This window comes from Bacteriovorax sp. BSW11_IV (assembly GCF_000447755.1).
In the GTDB taxonomy this organism is placed as follows: Bacteria; Bdellovibrionota; Bacteriovoracia; order Bacteriovoracales; family Bacteriovoracaceae; genus BSW11-IV.
This window is the reverse complement of record NZ_AUNE01000003.1, coordinates 25,048-38,635: the sequence shown is the minus strand read 5'-3', so window position 1 is coordinate 38,635 and position 13,588 is coordinate 25,048. Positions and strand designations below refer to the sequence as shown.

At 35.9% G+C, this 13,588-nt stretch carries 13 protein-coding genes; 8 read left to right on the top strand and 5 right to left on the bottom strand.

Annotation, left to right across the window (positions count from 1 at the left end; genetic code table 11):
* Positions 1-3: 3 nt before the first annotated feature.
* Together M899_RS00580 and M899_RS00575 are read left to right on the top strand one after the other, a co-directional pair.
* Positions 4-411, top strand: coding sequence for a DUF523 domain-containing protein (locus M899_RS00580; protein ID WP_021269482.1), 408 nt, complete (start codon positions 4-6; stop codon positions 409-411).
* A gap of 196 nt (positions 412-607) precedes the next feature.
* On the top strand, positions 608-1,654 hold the full coding sequence (locus tag M899_RS00575) for a hypothetical protein (protein ID WP_021269465.1): 1,047 nt from the start codon (positions 608-610) through the stop codon (positions 1,652-1,654).
* 289 nt (positions 1,655-1,943) lie between these two features.
* Here M899_RS00575 and M899_RS00570 read toward each other — a convergent pair whose 3' ends face one another.
* Positions 1,944-2,777, bottom strand: coding sequence for a flagellin N-terminal helical domain-containing protein (locus M899_RS00570; RefSeq protein ID WP_021269462.1), 834 nt, complete (start codon positions 2,775-2,777; stop codon positions 1,944-1,946).
* 285 nt (positions 2,778-3,062) lie between these two features.
* Here M899_RS00570 and M899_RS00560 point away from each other — a divergent pair, with 285 nt between their 5' ends.
* Genes M899_RS00560 through M899_RS00540 form a run of 5 tightly spaced genes read left to right on the top strand, consistent with a single transcriptional unit; the run spans position 3,063 to position 8,393 of the window.
* Entirely contained in the window at positions 3,063-5,885 is a 2,823-nt protein-coding gene (locus M899_RS00560) for a hypothetical protein (RefSeq protein WP_021269479.1), read from the top strand.
* The gene (locus tag M899_RS00555; protein WP_021269494.1) at positions 5,882-6,934 is read left to right on the top strand and encodes an HD-GYP domain-containing protein; all 1,053 of its coding nucleotides are present in this window, start codon (positions 5,882-5,884) and stop codon (positions 6,932-6,934) included. The genes M899_RS00560 and M899_RS00555 overlap by 4 nt, the downstream gene beginning before the upstream one ends.
* A 21-nt stretch (positions 6,935-6,955) precedes the next feature.
* A complete protein-coding gene (locus M899_RS00550) occupies positions 6,956-7,351 on the top strand; it encodes a response regulator (protein WP_021269431.1) in 396 nt (131 codons plus the stop codon).
* Between the two features lie 8 nt (positions 7,352-7,359).
* Positions 7,360-7,866 carry an Hpt domain protein gene (locus M899_RS00545; RefSeq protein ID WP_021269499.1) on the top strand — a complete coding sequence of 169 codons (507 nt, stop codon included), beginning with the start codon at positions 7,360-7,362 and terminating at the stop codon, positions 7,864-7,866.
* 17 nt (positions 7,867-7,883) lie between these two features.
* Positions 7,884-8,393 carry a chemotaxis protein CheX gene (locus M899_RS00540; RefSeq protein WP_081653679.1) on the top strand — a complete coding sequence of 170 codons (510 nt, stop codon included), beginning with the start codon at positions 7,884-7,886 and terminating at the stop codon, positions 8,391-8,393.
* Here M899_RS00540 and M899_RS00535 read toward each other — a convergent pair whose 3' ends face one another.
* Both M899_RS00535 and M899_RS00530 read right to left on the bottom strand, forming a co-directional pair.
* Positions 8,394-9,527, bottom strand: a complete 1,134-nt coding sequence (locus M899_RS00535; protein WP_034727145.1) for a metallophosphoesterase — start codon at positions 9,525-9,527, stop codon at positions 8,394-8,396.
* Entirely contained in the window at positions 9,505-9,894 is a 390-nt protein-coding gene (locus tag M899_RS00530) for a hypothetical protein (RefSeq protein WP_155897017.1), read from the bottom strand. Before M899_RS00530 ends, M899_RS00535 begins: the two co-directional genes overlap by 23 nt.
* Positions 9,895-10,008: 114 nt before the next feature.
* On the opposite strand from M899_RS00530, the gene M899_RS00525 reads away from it, so the two are divergent.
* Positions 10,009-10,536, top strand: a complete 528-nt coding sequence (locus M899_RS00525) for a M48 family metalloprotease (protein ID WP_021269455.1) — start codon at positions 10,009-10,011, stop codon at positions 10,534-10,536.
* A 3-nt stretch (positions 10,537-10,539) separates the two neighbouring features.
* Here the strand turns inward: M899_RS00525 and M899_RS00520 are convergent, their stop codons facing one another.
* Together M899_RS00520 and M899_RS00515 are read right to left on the bottom strand one after the other, a co-directional pair.
* The gene (locus M899_RS00520; protein WP_021269449.1) at positions 10,540-11,091 is read right to left on the bottom strand and encodes a hypothetical protein; all 552 of its coding nucleotides are present in this window, start codon (positions 11,089-11,091) and stop codon (positions 10,540-10,542) included.
* Positions 11,082-13,583: a hypothetical protein gene (locus tag M899_RS00515; RefSeq protein ID WP_021269423.1), complete on the bottom strand. Its 2,502-nt coding sequence runs from the start codon at positions 13,581-13,583 to the stop codon at positions 11,082-11,084. Before M899_RS00515 ends, M899_RS00520 begins: the two co-directional genes overlap by 10 nt.
* Between the last annotated feature and the right edge of the window lie 5 nt (positions 13,584-13,588).

Here is a 13,588-nt window from a genome sequence, read left to right as displayed (position 1 = left end):
CACATGAAAATTGTAAGCGCCTGTCTCGCTGGAGTTGAATGTCGCTTTGACTGCCAAAGTAAAGAGCGCCAATTTATCATTGATCTTGTAAAAGAGGGAAAGGCCATCCCCGTGTGCCCTGAGCAAATGGGTGGTCTTACAACTCCTCGTGACCCTTCAGAAATTCAAGGCGACAAAGTACTTTCCAACAAAGGAAAGGACGTAACAGCACAGTTCAACAAAGGTGCTCAGGAGGCCCTTAAAATGGCCCTGCTAACAGGAGCTGATGAGGCCTATCTAAAGTCAAAATCACCTATGTGCGGTTGCGATGAAATTTACGATGGCTCATTCTCTGGTGCTATCACCAATGGGGATGGAATATTCACGAAACTGCTCAAAGAACACGGAATAAAAGTAAATTCAGTAGATTAGACTTCGCCTAAAAGGGCCAAAAAAGACAGTAAATCTCCACTTGGCCCCAAAAAAAATCCTATATATTTATCCTACTAACGGCATGGAAAATGCATCAATCCCCCCAAAGAAGCATTTTTCATGCGTTGTTAGTTATTTGAATGATAATTTGATGTCAAAATTCTAGGCATCTGTTTAATGTTTGGGATTAGCTATAATGAAAAGTTTAATTATGATCCTATTTCTCTTCTCAAAATTTGCTCTCGCAAATAATGGGGATAAAAGCATTAGCTATCCTTATTTTACGGATAATGACATTTATACAAAAGTAGAATTAACAAATGACTTCAATCCTGATTTACCAGATATCTTTGATTATTCAGATGATCTTCAATGGTCCAATACTCAAATTTTAAATCCTCAACTTCATCGCTTTTTCAGAAATATGAAATATACATGGCAAGAAAAAGATGAAAGGGTTATCAAAGTCAACAAAGACTACTTAAACCGTGCAGTTGATTGGGAAATAATTGATGAATTGAATGAAAAGGCAAAATCGACTTGGGCAGAAGCTCTCGCCCTTTCAAAAGATGAATCGACATTAAAAAATGAGTACAAAGAATATATTGAATCAATAGTTGATGATCTGAAATTTGCTAAAGAAAAAAATCCCTATGAGAAAAAAGGTTTTTTTCAAGGAATTTTTAACAAAAAAAAGAAGAAGAAATTACCAAAATCAATGGCACCAATCAGTGAGTTTCGAAATGAAGTTTTCATCTTTCTAAGCTCTAGTGATATTTTACCAACACATGGGCTAACTTTAATAGAGAAGCTAAATCCTCTTTTTGTAGACACCTTAATGTCCTATATCTATCTCATGCAAATTGAAATCTTTGAGTCCAAGTATAGCAACTTCAATATTGAAGCAAATAAGAGAGAGATTATATATAATACAATTCATCAGCTTCTTCTCATTGCACCAGACAAAGTGAAGAGCGCATCGATTACTGTAGGAAGACAAGTCGAAAATATGACATTTAGTTTCACCGAAATAAAGGTGGCCTCATCATCTCTGATAATACTAGGACAAAGATTCAAAGAATGTTCAAATGGGATTCTAACAGATCTATACTATGGCCATCTCAAACGTGGTGTCGATTTCAGCTACCGAATGGTCTCTTGGAAAAATCTTAACGACTGGGTAAAAGTCGTTTATGACGTGTTCTATGCGGCTTCAAATAATTCAAAAATATTTTGTAAATAATTAGCCCGTAGCTTTTTCGGATGCCTAAGATTCTTCGCTACGCATCCTGCTACGCTCGAAGTTGTTCGGCCTCATCCGCTCCTGCGGATGCCTAAGATTCTTCGCTACGCATCCTGCTACGCTCGAAGTTGTTCGGCCTCATCCGCTCCTGCGGATGCCTAAGATTCTTCGCTACGCATCCTGCTACGCTCGAAGTTGTTCGGCGTCATCCGCTCCTGCGGATGCCGCCTCCAAAAAAAAAGGCCACTCATTCGAGTGGCCTTCAACCATATGCTTATACTTACTGTAATTAGCCAATTAGTTTTAGTGCAGCTTGTCCTTGTGCGTTTGATTGAGCAAGAACCGAAGTACCAGCATTTGTTAGAATGTCTAGCTTCGTCTTCTTAGCTGTCTCAGCAGCATAGTCAGTATCACGGATACGTGAGTTAGCAGCAGATAAGTTTTCAGAGTTAACTTGCAAGTTTTGAATCGTTGAAGTTAGTCTGTTTTGCTTCGCCCCTAGCTCCGCTCTTTGTCCCGATACCATTTGAATTGCATTATCAAGTGACTCAAGTCCAACTTGTGCATTTTCTTTCGATTCTACACCAAGTCCATCAATTCCAAGTTGAGAAATTGAAGAGTTAAGTTGAGCAGCATCAAATGAAATTCTATCTTGGAAATCATCGTTATTGATACCGATTTGGAAATCATACTTATCACCGGCACCATTTAATAGCTTCTTACCGTTGAATTCAGTAACTTGAGAAATTCTTTCAACCTCTTGCTTTAAGTTTTGATACTCAAGATCAGTAAACTTTCTTTCAGAATCACCTACTGTGTCTGAAGCAGATTGGATTGATAGTTCTCTTAGTCTTACTAAGATGTTTGAAATTTCACTTAGACCACCTTCAGCCGTTTGAATCATAGAGATACCGTCGTTCGCGTTTCTCTCAGCTTGGTTTGTTGATCTGATTTGTGCCTTTAACTTTTCAGAAATTGCTAGACCAGCAGCATCGTCAGCAGACTTAACAATTCTTGTCCCTGAAGATAGCTTTCCTAAAGTGTCAGCTTGTTGTGTGTTGTTAACGCCTAATGTTCTTTGTGCAGACAGAGAAGAGACGTTAGTGTTGATACGTAGACCCATTGAAATCCTCCTTGGTTCATCTTCTCCCCTCCTGGAGATAAGTCCTTCTACCTTGCGGACCAATGAGCGTACTGCTCTTAAAGAATTAAATTCTTTTTTGCCTTAACCACCGTGGTTAAGATTTGCAGATACCAATTCGGAGTTCTGTGTAAAAGCTTAAGAGAATTTTTTATTTTTTTTTGAAAATAATAACCGACAAAAACGCTCCCGACACGTGCCTCTTTATATCTCAAAATCAGTGTAAAATTCGTAAACTTGTGGACGCAAATTCCCGATAAATAAAGCATGAGTGCTAAGAAACCGCTTGTCTTCGTACTTCCTCTTACAGAGTCCCTGTCGAAATTAAAACAGGCCGTTGAAGAAGTCATTGACGAACTTGATGTAGAAATTTTTGAAGTTGATGAGATTATGGAAATCAACCAGCTCCTACCAACGATTGGTCAGGCCGTTATTTTATTCTCTTCTCCAAAAAAATGTGCACTTTCATTGCAAGCAAATAAAAAATTTATTCATAAGCTTCATTCAAAAGTATTGCTTCTCTCACCAACAAATTTACCTAGAAAAACCGTTGATAAGTTTACAAAACTTGGATTAACTGAATTCATTCCTGAACCAGTAAACCCTAAGACACTCATGTTTAAAGTTAAAATGCTTATTAACACGATCGTGATCAAAGAAGACAATGAGGAAGAAGAAAAAGTTTTCTCTCAAAACGATGCCTTCACAAAATCAGAATCAACGGGTGAAAAACAAAGAGTCGAAAAAGGAATCTTGGCCGAAGAAGATAGCGATGAAGAAGATATTTATGCAAAAGATAAAAAAGAAAAGATGCTCGAAATCTCTTCAGATGATGACGACACTAAAAAGAAAAACAAATATCAAGAAGACACAATAGCTACACATTGGAGTTCAAAGAAAAAAGCTTCAATAGAGCTAGATAATATCGAAGATGATGAAGAGGAAAAAAAGAAAAAGCGTGTTGAAGAAAATACAATTGATTCATACTACAAGGGAAATGTAAAAAAAGACGAAATAACCCTAAATTTTGACGACGAAGAATCAAAAAAGAAAAACAATCATTTTGAAGACGATGAAGACATCTATAAGTTAAAAGAAAGTGCAGGGCTTAATATTACATCTTCAGATGATGAAGACGAAGATGATATTCGTAGGAGTCTCCAACTTGAAATTCAGGACGAGAAGCACAAAAGAAAAGAAAACGGACTTTATGATGACGAAGAAGATGAAAAAAATGGTAAGAAGAACAGGTCTCTCCTACTAGAAGAAGATTCTAGTCACAACAACAAGAAAAAACAAACAGAACTAGAAACAGAAGAAGACAAGAGTAAAAAGCGAAAAGGATTTCAAGATCGTATAGATGATGAATATATGAGCACGAAAGATAGCGCTCAATCCCTTCAGCTTGATGAAGACGGTGATTCAAAAAGAAAAGAACAATCGGAAGATGAATTTGAAAATGAAAAGAAAAAGCGTGAACTAGAAAAAGGATTCAATCTTGAAGATGAAGAAGATCCAAACAACGCTAAGAAGAAAAATAAAGAACTTCAATTAAAAGATGAGAAAGAAAGAAATGACTCTCTCCATGAAGAAGAAAAAGAGCGCAAGCGTAAAAAAGAAGAACAACTTCTTTTAGATGAAGAAGATGAAAAAAGAAAGAAAAAGGCCACAGAATTAACAACATTGGCCGACAATAATCGCAACAATGAGCAAGAAGGTCTTGATCTAGATGCTCTAGATGATGAACAGCAAAATCAACATGAAGATAAACAGCTTGATGTCAAGCCCAATGATGAAAGTGAAAATGAAAATGCTCTTGATCTTGAGGCCGACGATGAAGACCAACACAATGGCGCTCTCAAAGAAATTGAAAACTCTGAAAAAGAGAAAAAAGATAAAGAAAAATCTCTTAACTTAGAAGAAGACGACTCTCATGGTAAGAAAAAGAAGAAAGAACAAACTGAACTGGAGTTTGAAAAAGATAAGTACAAGGCCCAAGACAAAGAGAAAGAATTAAATAAAAAGAACAATCAAGGAAACGGTCTTAACATCGAAGATGAAGACAATGGTCCAAAGATTGGAAAATCAAGCACAGAACATATTAAAACGTATATGGATAGCCGTGAGGGTATCAAACATAAGCAATATGACTGGAATTTGAAAAAAGATGAAAAAGGTTCTACTTTTAATCTCGACAAAAAAGATAAAAAAAATAATGTTGAAATTAATTTCAAAGAAAAGGTCGATCTTGGGGAACAGACAATTGATTACGGCCAATTAAAAAAAGAATTTGAAGATATCAGTATCTATGGAAGTGGCGGGACAAAGAAAAAGTTAGGTGCTGAATTTATCGGTGATGATAACGCAGAAACAGAAAAGACAAATGTCCTCTACCCTAGTGATCTTCTCGAAAAATATGATCTTCCAATTCCTGCAGAAAATCTACAAGACGATGTTGTCATAGATCGTTTTTTTAAAGTTGAATCCCATGGAATCGAAGTCGCATTAAAAGTTCTCGCTCGTTATGAACAAAGAAAAAATAATTTCGAAGACAATATCATCTTCATTGCTGAAGAACTATTTCTTCGATTTGGCGCTCACCTAGAATTTTACCAAACAGAACACGGTCAATCGTCACCGAAGAAGATTTATTCTCATTACAATGAATCAAAACTTTTTGAAGAAGATTTTTTGAAGAATAAAGAGATTGAATTAAAAACTAGGATAAATGAACTTGGCCCATTCAATATTCCAACATGGAAAGATGATAAATTTCTAACTGAAACAAATACATTTTATTTCCCATATTTAGAAGGCGTTGAAAAACTAGGATATGCTCTTATCGATTTCCCAAAAGGAACGAACGATCTTGCAAAAAAAGAACAAGGTGTTGTTATTGAGACTATGATTGAGTCTTTAAGAGGATTCGTTCTAGATCGTTACCACGGCGGTAATGAACGCCTAATCGAGTTTGAAACTCGAATGGCCAAGAAAGAAGAAAATCAAGATAAAGGAAAAGATAAAGATCAAAAACCACAGGCAAAAGTTCTGTCATTTTTCAATAAATGGTTTAAAGGAAAGAGTGCATGAAAACGCAAGGAACTTTCTTCGTAATTGAAAGAGAATTTTTAAAAACGGATAAGATATTTCCTTTTCATCTTTATGTTTTTAATCCTGGAACAAATCAATACTCACCTTTTCTATATGCGAATAGCCCGCTGACAAAAGATAAAGAGTTCTTTCTTAATTTTATTCTAGATAAGGGCGGAAAACTTGCGATCAATGAGAGTCAGGAAAAAACATTTTTCCGAGCAACGGGTGTTACAAAAGATCAGCTCCCTCAAAATCAAAAAAGAGAATTGGCCCCAGAAGAAGTTGAAAGAGACAGAAGAATAAAAGCATTAATGGCCAGAAGAGAAAATCCTGAAACTAACTTTGATTTTAAGCCAACTTTCAAAGAATGTGCTCAAAACGATGATTTCATGCCTATTATAAGAGAGGCCAGAGAAGAAATTATGACTTTTAGTCTCAATGCATCTCACACTGTAAGCTTGGCCTCTTTTCTTGGCGAAGAACTTCTTGTTGAAGATAATATTTATAACAGAATTATTTCGGTGAGCTACTTCTTTGCTAAAATTTGTAACATTAAAGATGAAACAAGCTTAGCAGATCTTGTTTGTGGGGCGTTTTTTGCCCACTTAGGACTCTCTCAAATGGATTGGTACCTCAATCATAAGCCACAAATAGAAATGAATGATGTTGAGAAGAAAAAGTTTAAAAAACATCCAGGCTACTCACATCACGTGATATTAAAATCAAAAATAGAGCTCTCTGAAAGAGTTAAAAATATCGTCTTTCAGCATCACGAGCGCCATGACGGCAGTGGCTTTCCTTCTTTCAAAAGAGGAGACTATATCGATCAGCTGGCCCTAATTATTGGCGCAATCTCACACATATTTGAGTATTCAATGGGTAAAGTGACTGGCATTAAGCAACCATTAAGATCGGTTATAATAAACCTTAAAAATAAAACACTTAGCGCTGGACTCGAATTGGAGTTTGGCGATAAAATAGTCGAAAATATAACCTATTTATTAGAGACGGATACAATATTACAGAACGAGCAAAAAGCTGCGTAATTTAATTTTTAGGAGACGGAAATGGCATTAAATGCAAACATGAAAATCCTAGTTGTTGATGATATGGCGACAATGAGAAAAATCATCAAGAATATGCTAGGCCAAATCGGCTTTAAGAATATCACAGAGGCCGATGATGGGGCCACGGCATGGCCAATGATTGAGAATGCCCTTCAAACTAATGAGCCCTATCAATTTATTGTTTCTGACTGGAACATGCCACAAATGACTGGTCTAGAACTTCTAAAAAAAGTAAGAGCAACAGAACAAACTCAAAAACTACCATTCCTAATGATTACAGCAGAAGCTGAACAAGGAAACGTTGTTATTGCAGTTAAAGCAGGTGTGAGTAACTTCATTGTTAAGCCATTTTCTGCGCAAGTTTTAAAAGAGAAGATTGATAAAATCTTCAACTAAGGATTGCCATGAGTCTTATCAATGATCCTTCAATGAGAGAAATAGTTATTGATTTTTGTGATGAATCAATCGAACTATTTAATCAGCTAGAGGAAGGACTGGAAATTCTTGAAGAAGATCCAACAAGATCAGAGGAATTAGAAAAGTTTGGTCAATTAATCGATAGAGTTATGGGAGCGGCCAAGTCTATCGGTGCAGATGAAATTGCAACATTCTGTGAGCTAGGAAAAGTGATTGGCTATAAGTCGAGTCAATCTACAGACACTGCCCTATTAGAAGTTGTTATTGCAATTCTTTTTGACTCTGTAGAACTTCTAAGAAAGATGGTTAATCAAATTAAAACAGGTAACGAGCAAGGCCTTAAAAGCCTAAACACTCAGGCCTTTGGTACAAGATTAAGTTGGTTGTCTGAGAAGTTTAAAGATATAGAAAGAGCATCATGCGCAGTAGAGCCACAGAGTAAAAATCTGTCGCAAACTTCAATTGATGATTTGATGTCAAGTTTAGGATTATAATTAAAAAATATGGAGTAATGATGACGGCAAAGAACAATTTTATAGAGTTTTCTAGGCCATTTATAGAAGCAGCAAAAAATGTTTTTGAAACAATGGTTTTTACTAAACTAGACCCTCAAAAACCAACGATCAAGCAAGACAATCGTTCAAAAGGCGATGTTTCAGCTGTACTCGGTCTTAATGGTGAAGTCGAAAAAGATGGTGAGAAAAGACCATATAGAGCAATGTTAGTTCTATCTTGGCCTTATGATACCTATTTCAAAGTGGCCAGTGCAATGCTTATGGATACTTTTACTGAGTACAACGATGAAATACAAGATGTAGGCGGCGAGATTGCAAATATGATTATGGGTAATGCTAAAAGAGATTTAGCAGGACTTGGATATTCATCAAATATGGCCATCCCTTCTATGATCGAAGGCTCAGGTCATACAATTAAATATCCAGATGGAACAATCGTTATCTTGATTCCAATTAACTCTGCCCATGGCCCGATGTACATGGAGCTTTGTTACTCAGAAGCTTAATTAGGTAAGTTCATTATACGGAAGGTTGCTAGTCCCCTTCCAATTATTAAGGGCCACTTCTAAACGTGGTCCTTTTTCTTTCCCTTCAACAATATCAACTGCTGCATAAGAAAGAATATCTTGGCCCTTACCAAAATCTAGATGATACATTTTCGTCCAAGTCCCAGTGTTTATAAATGTTTGACCAGATGAAAAAGTACGGATGATTGGCTCATGAGTATGTCCCACAATAAGGACTTTAACATCTTGATTATCACGCAGATAATTTTCTGTTAAGACTTCATAATCTTGAAAAAGCTCTAACTCTTTTTTTACCATCGAAGCAATTTTCTTTAAGTCTTTGGACTGCTTAAAAATATAGATTGAACGGACCATTATAAAGTAAAAAGCATTGGCCAACATAAATCGTAAAGTAAAAAAAGTGTCATAAATAAGACCATTGATTAAAAATTTTCGAATGGGTCTTACCGCATTGATATATGAACGCTCTTCTTTGAACTTATTTATGATTCGCGTAACATAATATGATCCCCATGGAGGAATAAAGTACTTCTCTCCTGTTTTTGATTCAATAATACTATTATTAACATCAAAACTATGGGCCATTTCATATTCATGACCATGTCTTAGAACAACACCTTCATGAGGTGTATAATTTGATTCGGGATTTAAAAGAATTTTAAAATTTTCACGAGATTTTTCACTAAAGCGAGAATAGATCAATTCTTGAACTGACTCAAATACAACTTCAGCATCGTGATTACCAATAATATAGGTTATCTTCTTTTTCTTCTTTGATGCAAACTCATCAAGGGCATTAATAACCTCTTTATGGGCATCTAAGATAATCTCAGTTTTCTTCAGGGCCGATTTTTCAGACCAATACTCATCATCAAAATACGGAACATAAGGAACAGCAAGGTGATCAAAAAGATCACCGTTAATAATTAACTCAACCTCACGCCCTAAATAATCACCAGAACTGTAGTATTCTAAAAAATCAACCAACTCTTCATCAAAATGAAAATCTTCAAGAAAATTTCTATGATCATTTATATATTGCCCAGCGCCCAAATGAATGTCGCTTATAACTAAAATTGTTTTTGATATTTTATCTTTTTGCAGGAATCTCATAGGCCTTCTTTCCAATCATTAGCTCTACACGCTGAAATGCAGGACTAAGTGGATAAAAATAGTATTTATGACCTTTTTTCAACGTAAGATCAATAGACTTCGAATGACCAGCTTCAATTGTCACAAATTCGACTTGATCTTTTTGTCCACTTTCTATTTTTCCAACTAACTTTGAGAGAGTTTTATTCTCAATAATAACTGCCACTGTTTGCGATTTTGTTATTCCTTTAAGACCCACAAGCGCAGATGGTCCAAGAACTTTATAGTAATCACCATGGGCCGTAATAATAAACGCAGATGACCTCTCTTGAGAAAAAGAGAGAAATGAAAATAAAAACAAGAAGAAAAACACTGATAACTTATTCATTGCATTAATATTATCAATAATTTGCTTTTTCAAAAAAGGGCACAAATTACCTTGGTCTTTTGCTCTGATTTATCAGTTCTTCTAGTGTTCCGATAAGTGTGATGGAGGCAGAAAATGTTCACACAACTGTTCAAAAAGCATCACTCAAAAAATAAAAATAACTTAGTGGAATTTAAAAAAAGAATTATCGAGCTCCCAGAGAACTCATGGATTCTGGAAGATCGTTTTATAATGGCCTCATTTAAAGATCTCTTTGAACGCATTCCTGACCAAGTTGCTGCGAAATTACTTAAAGATTTTCCAATAGCTTTTTTAAAGGCCTCAGGAAGATATGCGTGCGCACTAAGTGCTAATGATAGATTTCATATTATCATCCTCTTTCCAGAGGTTATTAAGTCCCTTAAAGGGCCAAGAAATTATGAAGGCCTTGCCATTCTTGCACATGAACTGGGTCATCTTTATCACGAACATTCAAAGAAAAATATTGACCCTCTCCTCGCCCAAATTGAAGCCGATCTGTTTGCCTGCAAACTGGGTCTAGGCCATGAATTGCAGGACTTTTTACTTGAAGGGGAAGAAAGCATAGAAAAAAGAGTTCGCGTGGCAAAAATTACGGCCTATCTTCTAACAAAAGAACATTAAAGCTTAGTAGAGCTCACTTATTGTTGAACTGATACCACTGTTATGATCCATTACATATGTCGTGTCGCCACAACCAACATAACGAACCTTTCCCATTTCACCGTTTGATAATTTATCGAAAATCACAACAGGATACCCAACATGAACAGGACAAAGAGATTGAAAGTTTTGACGGAGTTCAAATGAATCAAACTCATAAATCATATTATAAAGAGACTTTGAATTGATACTTACAAACTCACCACTTTTGATCAAGTCAATGACTGAATCAATATCAGCAATTTCAGTTGTGTTAACATAAGTGCGTCCCATGTTTGTGAATACGTCACTCATCTGAGCAGTATTGGCCACACAATTTTGACAAACTTCTTCTTTAACAACACAAAGACGTTCTTCATTGCATACTTCAAGACAGATTGACTCTTCTCCATAATCGCAATCGAGAACGAGCTCTTTTTCAAAAGACTGATTCCATTGATTATAAAAAACTAAAGAATAAGCATTGTGACTTAAGATCATGATAAATGAAAAAAGGAAAACTCTAATTAACGACATGCTCTCCCCTTTCTAAATTTCTTCACACAACGCTCAGGAATATAGCCATATTTCTTATAAGTATCATAGATATCTGATGGTACAGCTTCCCAATCTCTTGGAATATTATGAGGATCTTTAAGGGCCTTATACAAACGGACAAAGCCTCTTACTAGAAAATATATGGGTCCAACATTCTGTGCAACATGAGTTAAGGAAGTGGCCACTCCTTCAAAATTAATTTGGCATCCAGCACATGCTGAACGATCCTCAACAGGAAGGTCACTTACATCACTACCAGAGTTTGCGATTGTTGTGTGCTCTTCTTTGGAAGAACAAGTTCCAGCACTAATTCCGACAAATCGGAAGTTCTCATAAGGATTATTCGCCGTATTCGCAATTGAAATTTTACAAGGAACACCCAACAAAGGACCAAAGTCGGCAGCAAGTCCCGCAACAATTCGTTGTGGCTTCATTTGCGGATCATATTCAATCATGCCTTCTTTAACGAGTTGCTTAAATGAAACAACTCGCCCTGGTTGCAATCCTAATCTTCCATAAATCAAACCAGGAGTAGTGAAAGTAAGGGCCGCTTGACCAATATCTGAAACGAGATTGAAAATCATCGATTTCGTTTTAAACCATGGATCATAAACCTTACAGGCCAATCGTTCTGCATATGGGTTAAATCCACTGTTTGAAGCGATTTGATCTTTTTTCGCCCATAGGGAACTCGCATAAGTTACTGCTCTAAAAATTTCCACTACAGATGTCGCTAGTTCTCTTGCACAGTGTGAAGCATCTAAGCAGACAATATTGTCAAAAGTTGGATATGATTCAAACAATTTATAAGAAATAAGAGGCTGAACCCTTTTGCTCAGTTTCTCCAATTGTTTGGCCTTAAATTGAGATTGAATTCTTTTTTCTTTAGCAGTCTTATCAAGGTACCACTGGGCATAACCGGCCTTTTCAAGTTCAAATTCATCATCAAAAATTTCTTTCTGAGATAGTTTTGAACAAGCACCAATTACTTGCTTCGAAAAAATATCAAAATATGAAAAGAGTTCCGAAATATTCTTTTGGCTAAACCCTAAAACCATCTCATCTAGGATATTGGTCTTAGCTAGAACATCAAGATTTCCGCGTACAGAACTGAATGTTTCATGGGCCAAGAAATAATATTCAGAACATAAATAATAAAGTTCATTTTTGGCAGCGTTATTCCCCCCAGAATTCAAAATTGTTTGAAATTGCTTCTGGAACTCTACTTCAAACTTTTGAAGTGGGAAGTGACGAGACATAATATTAATGAAGTTAACTGCCTTAACAACATTATTCTTTATTGTATTTCTTGTACCACTTAAATTTGAAGTCATATTCTGTGCCCATTGAGAGGCAAGATCGAATTCTGAAAGATCTAAAATATCAGTATTAACTTCAGTGAAGGGGTCAGTTACAAGATCATCTTGTGGACCATTAGGAACACCGTCAAAGATATCTGCATCAAATGCCTGAGTTTTGAAATCAGATTGAGCGAATTCACGGATAGCTTTTTGCCCTAATAGATCGCTATTACATTTTGGAGCTTCAATACTTTTACAGCTATTTGGCATTAACATTACAAGATTTTCAATTTCAAGACCCTTGAAGATGCTGTAGTATTGATTAGAAAGCTCTCTTACAACAGAAGCATTTCTAAAGGCCCATGAAAAATAAGTCTTTAAACTATGCCAGTAATCAAATCCAAGTTCATTCCAATGCTTTTCTTTAACACCGGCTATATCAAATTGATAAGCTGCTACTTTTAAATTTTCATGATTATCAAATCGATCACACTCACCGAGGTAATCATCAATTTTATCTAGGGCCACAGCAAATTGCTCATAGGCCTTACGATTTGGTTTTGTTCCGTAAAGATGTGCTTGAAGTGGTGAAAACTTTTTCAAATAATGACAAAAAAGTTTTGGCCCCTCTTTTTCAAAGTTCTTTTCAACAAGATAATTATCTTTAGAGTGAAAGTTATCTAGTTCATAGTTCTTGATAACTTTAGATGCAGAACTCGTCTTTCTCTCTGAGTTTTCCCATAGAAATTGAATATAAGACTGCATTGACTTACAACTATTTTGACCAGAGCACTTTGCCGAAAACTTAGTATAATCATCAGGGAGATGTCTTTCTAATCTCGTTGTGTCTGATGGTAATAGTGGGAGCTCTCTGTTCAATAATTTATTGTGAATAATTTGAAAAAGATTGATCACCGTATAACGGAATACTTCAATCCCATTTTTTGTTACAACTTTTGGATCTGACCCTGTTAACTTCGCAAGCTTATAAAAAGCACGACCTGGATCAACATTATTGATAATCAGAAATACAGAGTCTGCAGGCATATTTGAATCAAGAGCACACTGTGCTCGATTCGTGAAACGAAGAGGGTTTAAATCAAATTCCTTCCCTAAAGTCGGAAGACTTATCGTCATGGCCAAGAATAGAGAAAATAGTATTTTAAACATCAATT

What these genes read in the sequence shown, in the direction of transcription:
- M899_RS00560 (WP_021269479.1), top strand. Translation starts at nt 3,063, where the DNA reads ATGAGTGCTAAGAAACCGCTTGTCTTCGTACTTCCTCTTACAGAGTCC.
- M899_RS00575 (WP_021269465.1), top strand. Translation starts at nt 608, where the DNA reads ATGAAAAGTTTAATTATGATCCTATTTCTCTTCTCAAAATTTGCTCTC.
- M899_RS00525 (WP_021269455.1), top strand. Translation starts at nt 10,009, where the DNA reads ATGTTCACACAACTGTTCAAAAAGCATCACTCAAAAAATAAAAATAAC.
- M899_RS00515 (WP_021269423.1), bottom strand. Translation starts at nt 13,583, where the DNA reads ATGTTTAAAATACTATTTTCTCTATTCTTGGCCATGACGATAAGTCTT.
- M899_RS00570 (WP_021269462.1), bottom strand. Translation starts at nt 2,777, where the DNA reads ATGGGTCTACGTATCAACACTAACGTCTCTTCTCTGTCTGCACAAAGA.
- M899_RS00530 (WP_155897017.1), bottom strand. Translation starts at nt 9,894, where the DNA reads ATGAATAAGTTATCAGTGTTTTTCTTCTTGTTTTTATTTTCATTTCTC.
- M899_RS00520 (WP_021269449.1), bottom strand. Translation starts at nt 11,091, where the DNA reads ATGTCGTTAATTAGAGTTTTCCTTTTTTCATTTATCATGATCTTAAGT.
- M899_RS00545 (WP_021269499.1), top strand. Translation starts at nt 7,360, where the DNA reads ATGAGTCTTATCAATGATCCTTCAATGAGAGAAATAGTTATTGATTTT.
- M899_RS00540 (WP_081653679.1), top strand. Translation starts at nt 7,884, where the DNA reads ATGATGACGGCAAAGAACAATTTTATAGAGTTTTCTAGGCCATTTATA.
- M899_RS00555 (WP_021269494.1), top strand. Translation starts at nt 5,882, where the DNA reads ATGAAAACGCAAGGAACTTTCTTCGTAATTGAAAGAGAATTTTTAAAA.
- M899_RS00580 (WP_021269482.1), top strand. Translation starts at nt 4, where the DNA reads ATGAAAATTGTAAGCGCCTGTCTCGCTGGAGTTGAATGTCGCTTTGAC.
- M899_RS00535 (WP_034727145.1), bottom strand. Translation starts at nt 9,527, where the DNA reads ATGAGATTCCTGCAAAAAGATAAAATATCAAAAACAATTTTAGTTATA.
- M899_RS00550 (WP_021269431.1), top strand. Translation starts at nt 6,956, where the DNA reads ATGGCATTAAATGCAAACATGAAAATCCTAGTTGTTGATGATATGGCG.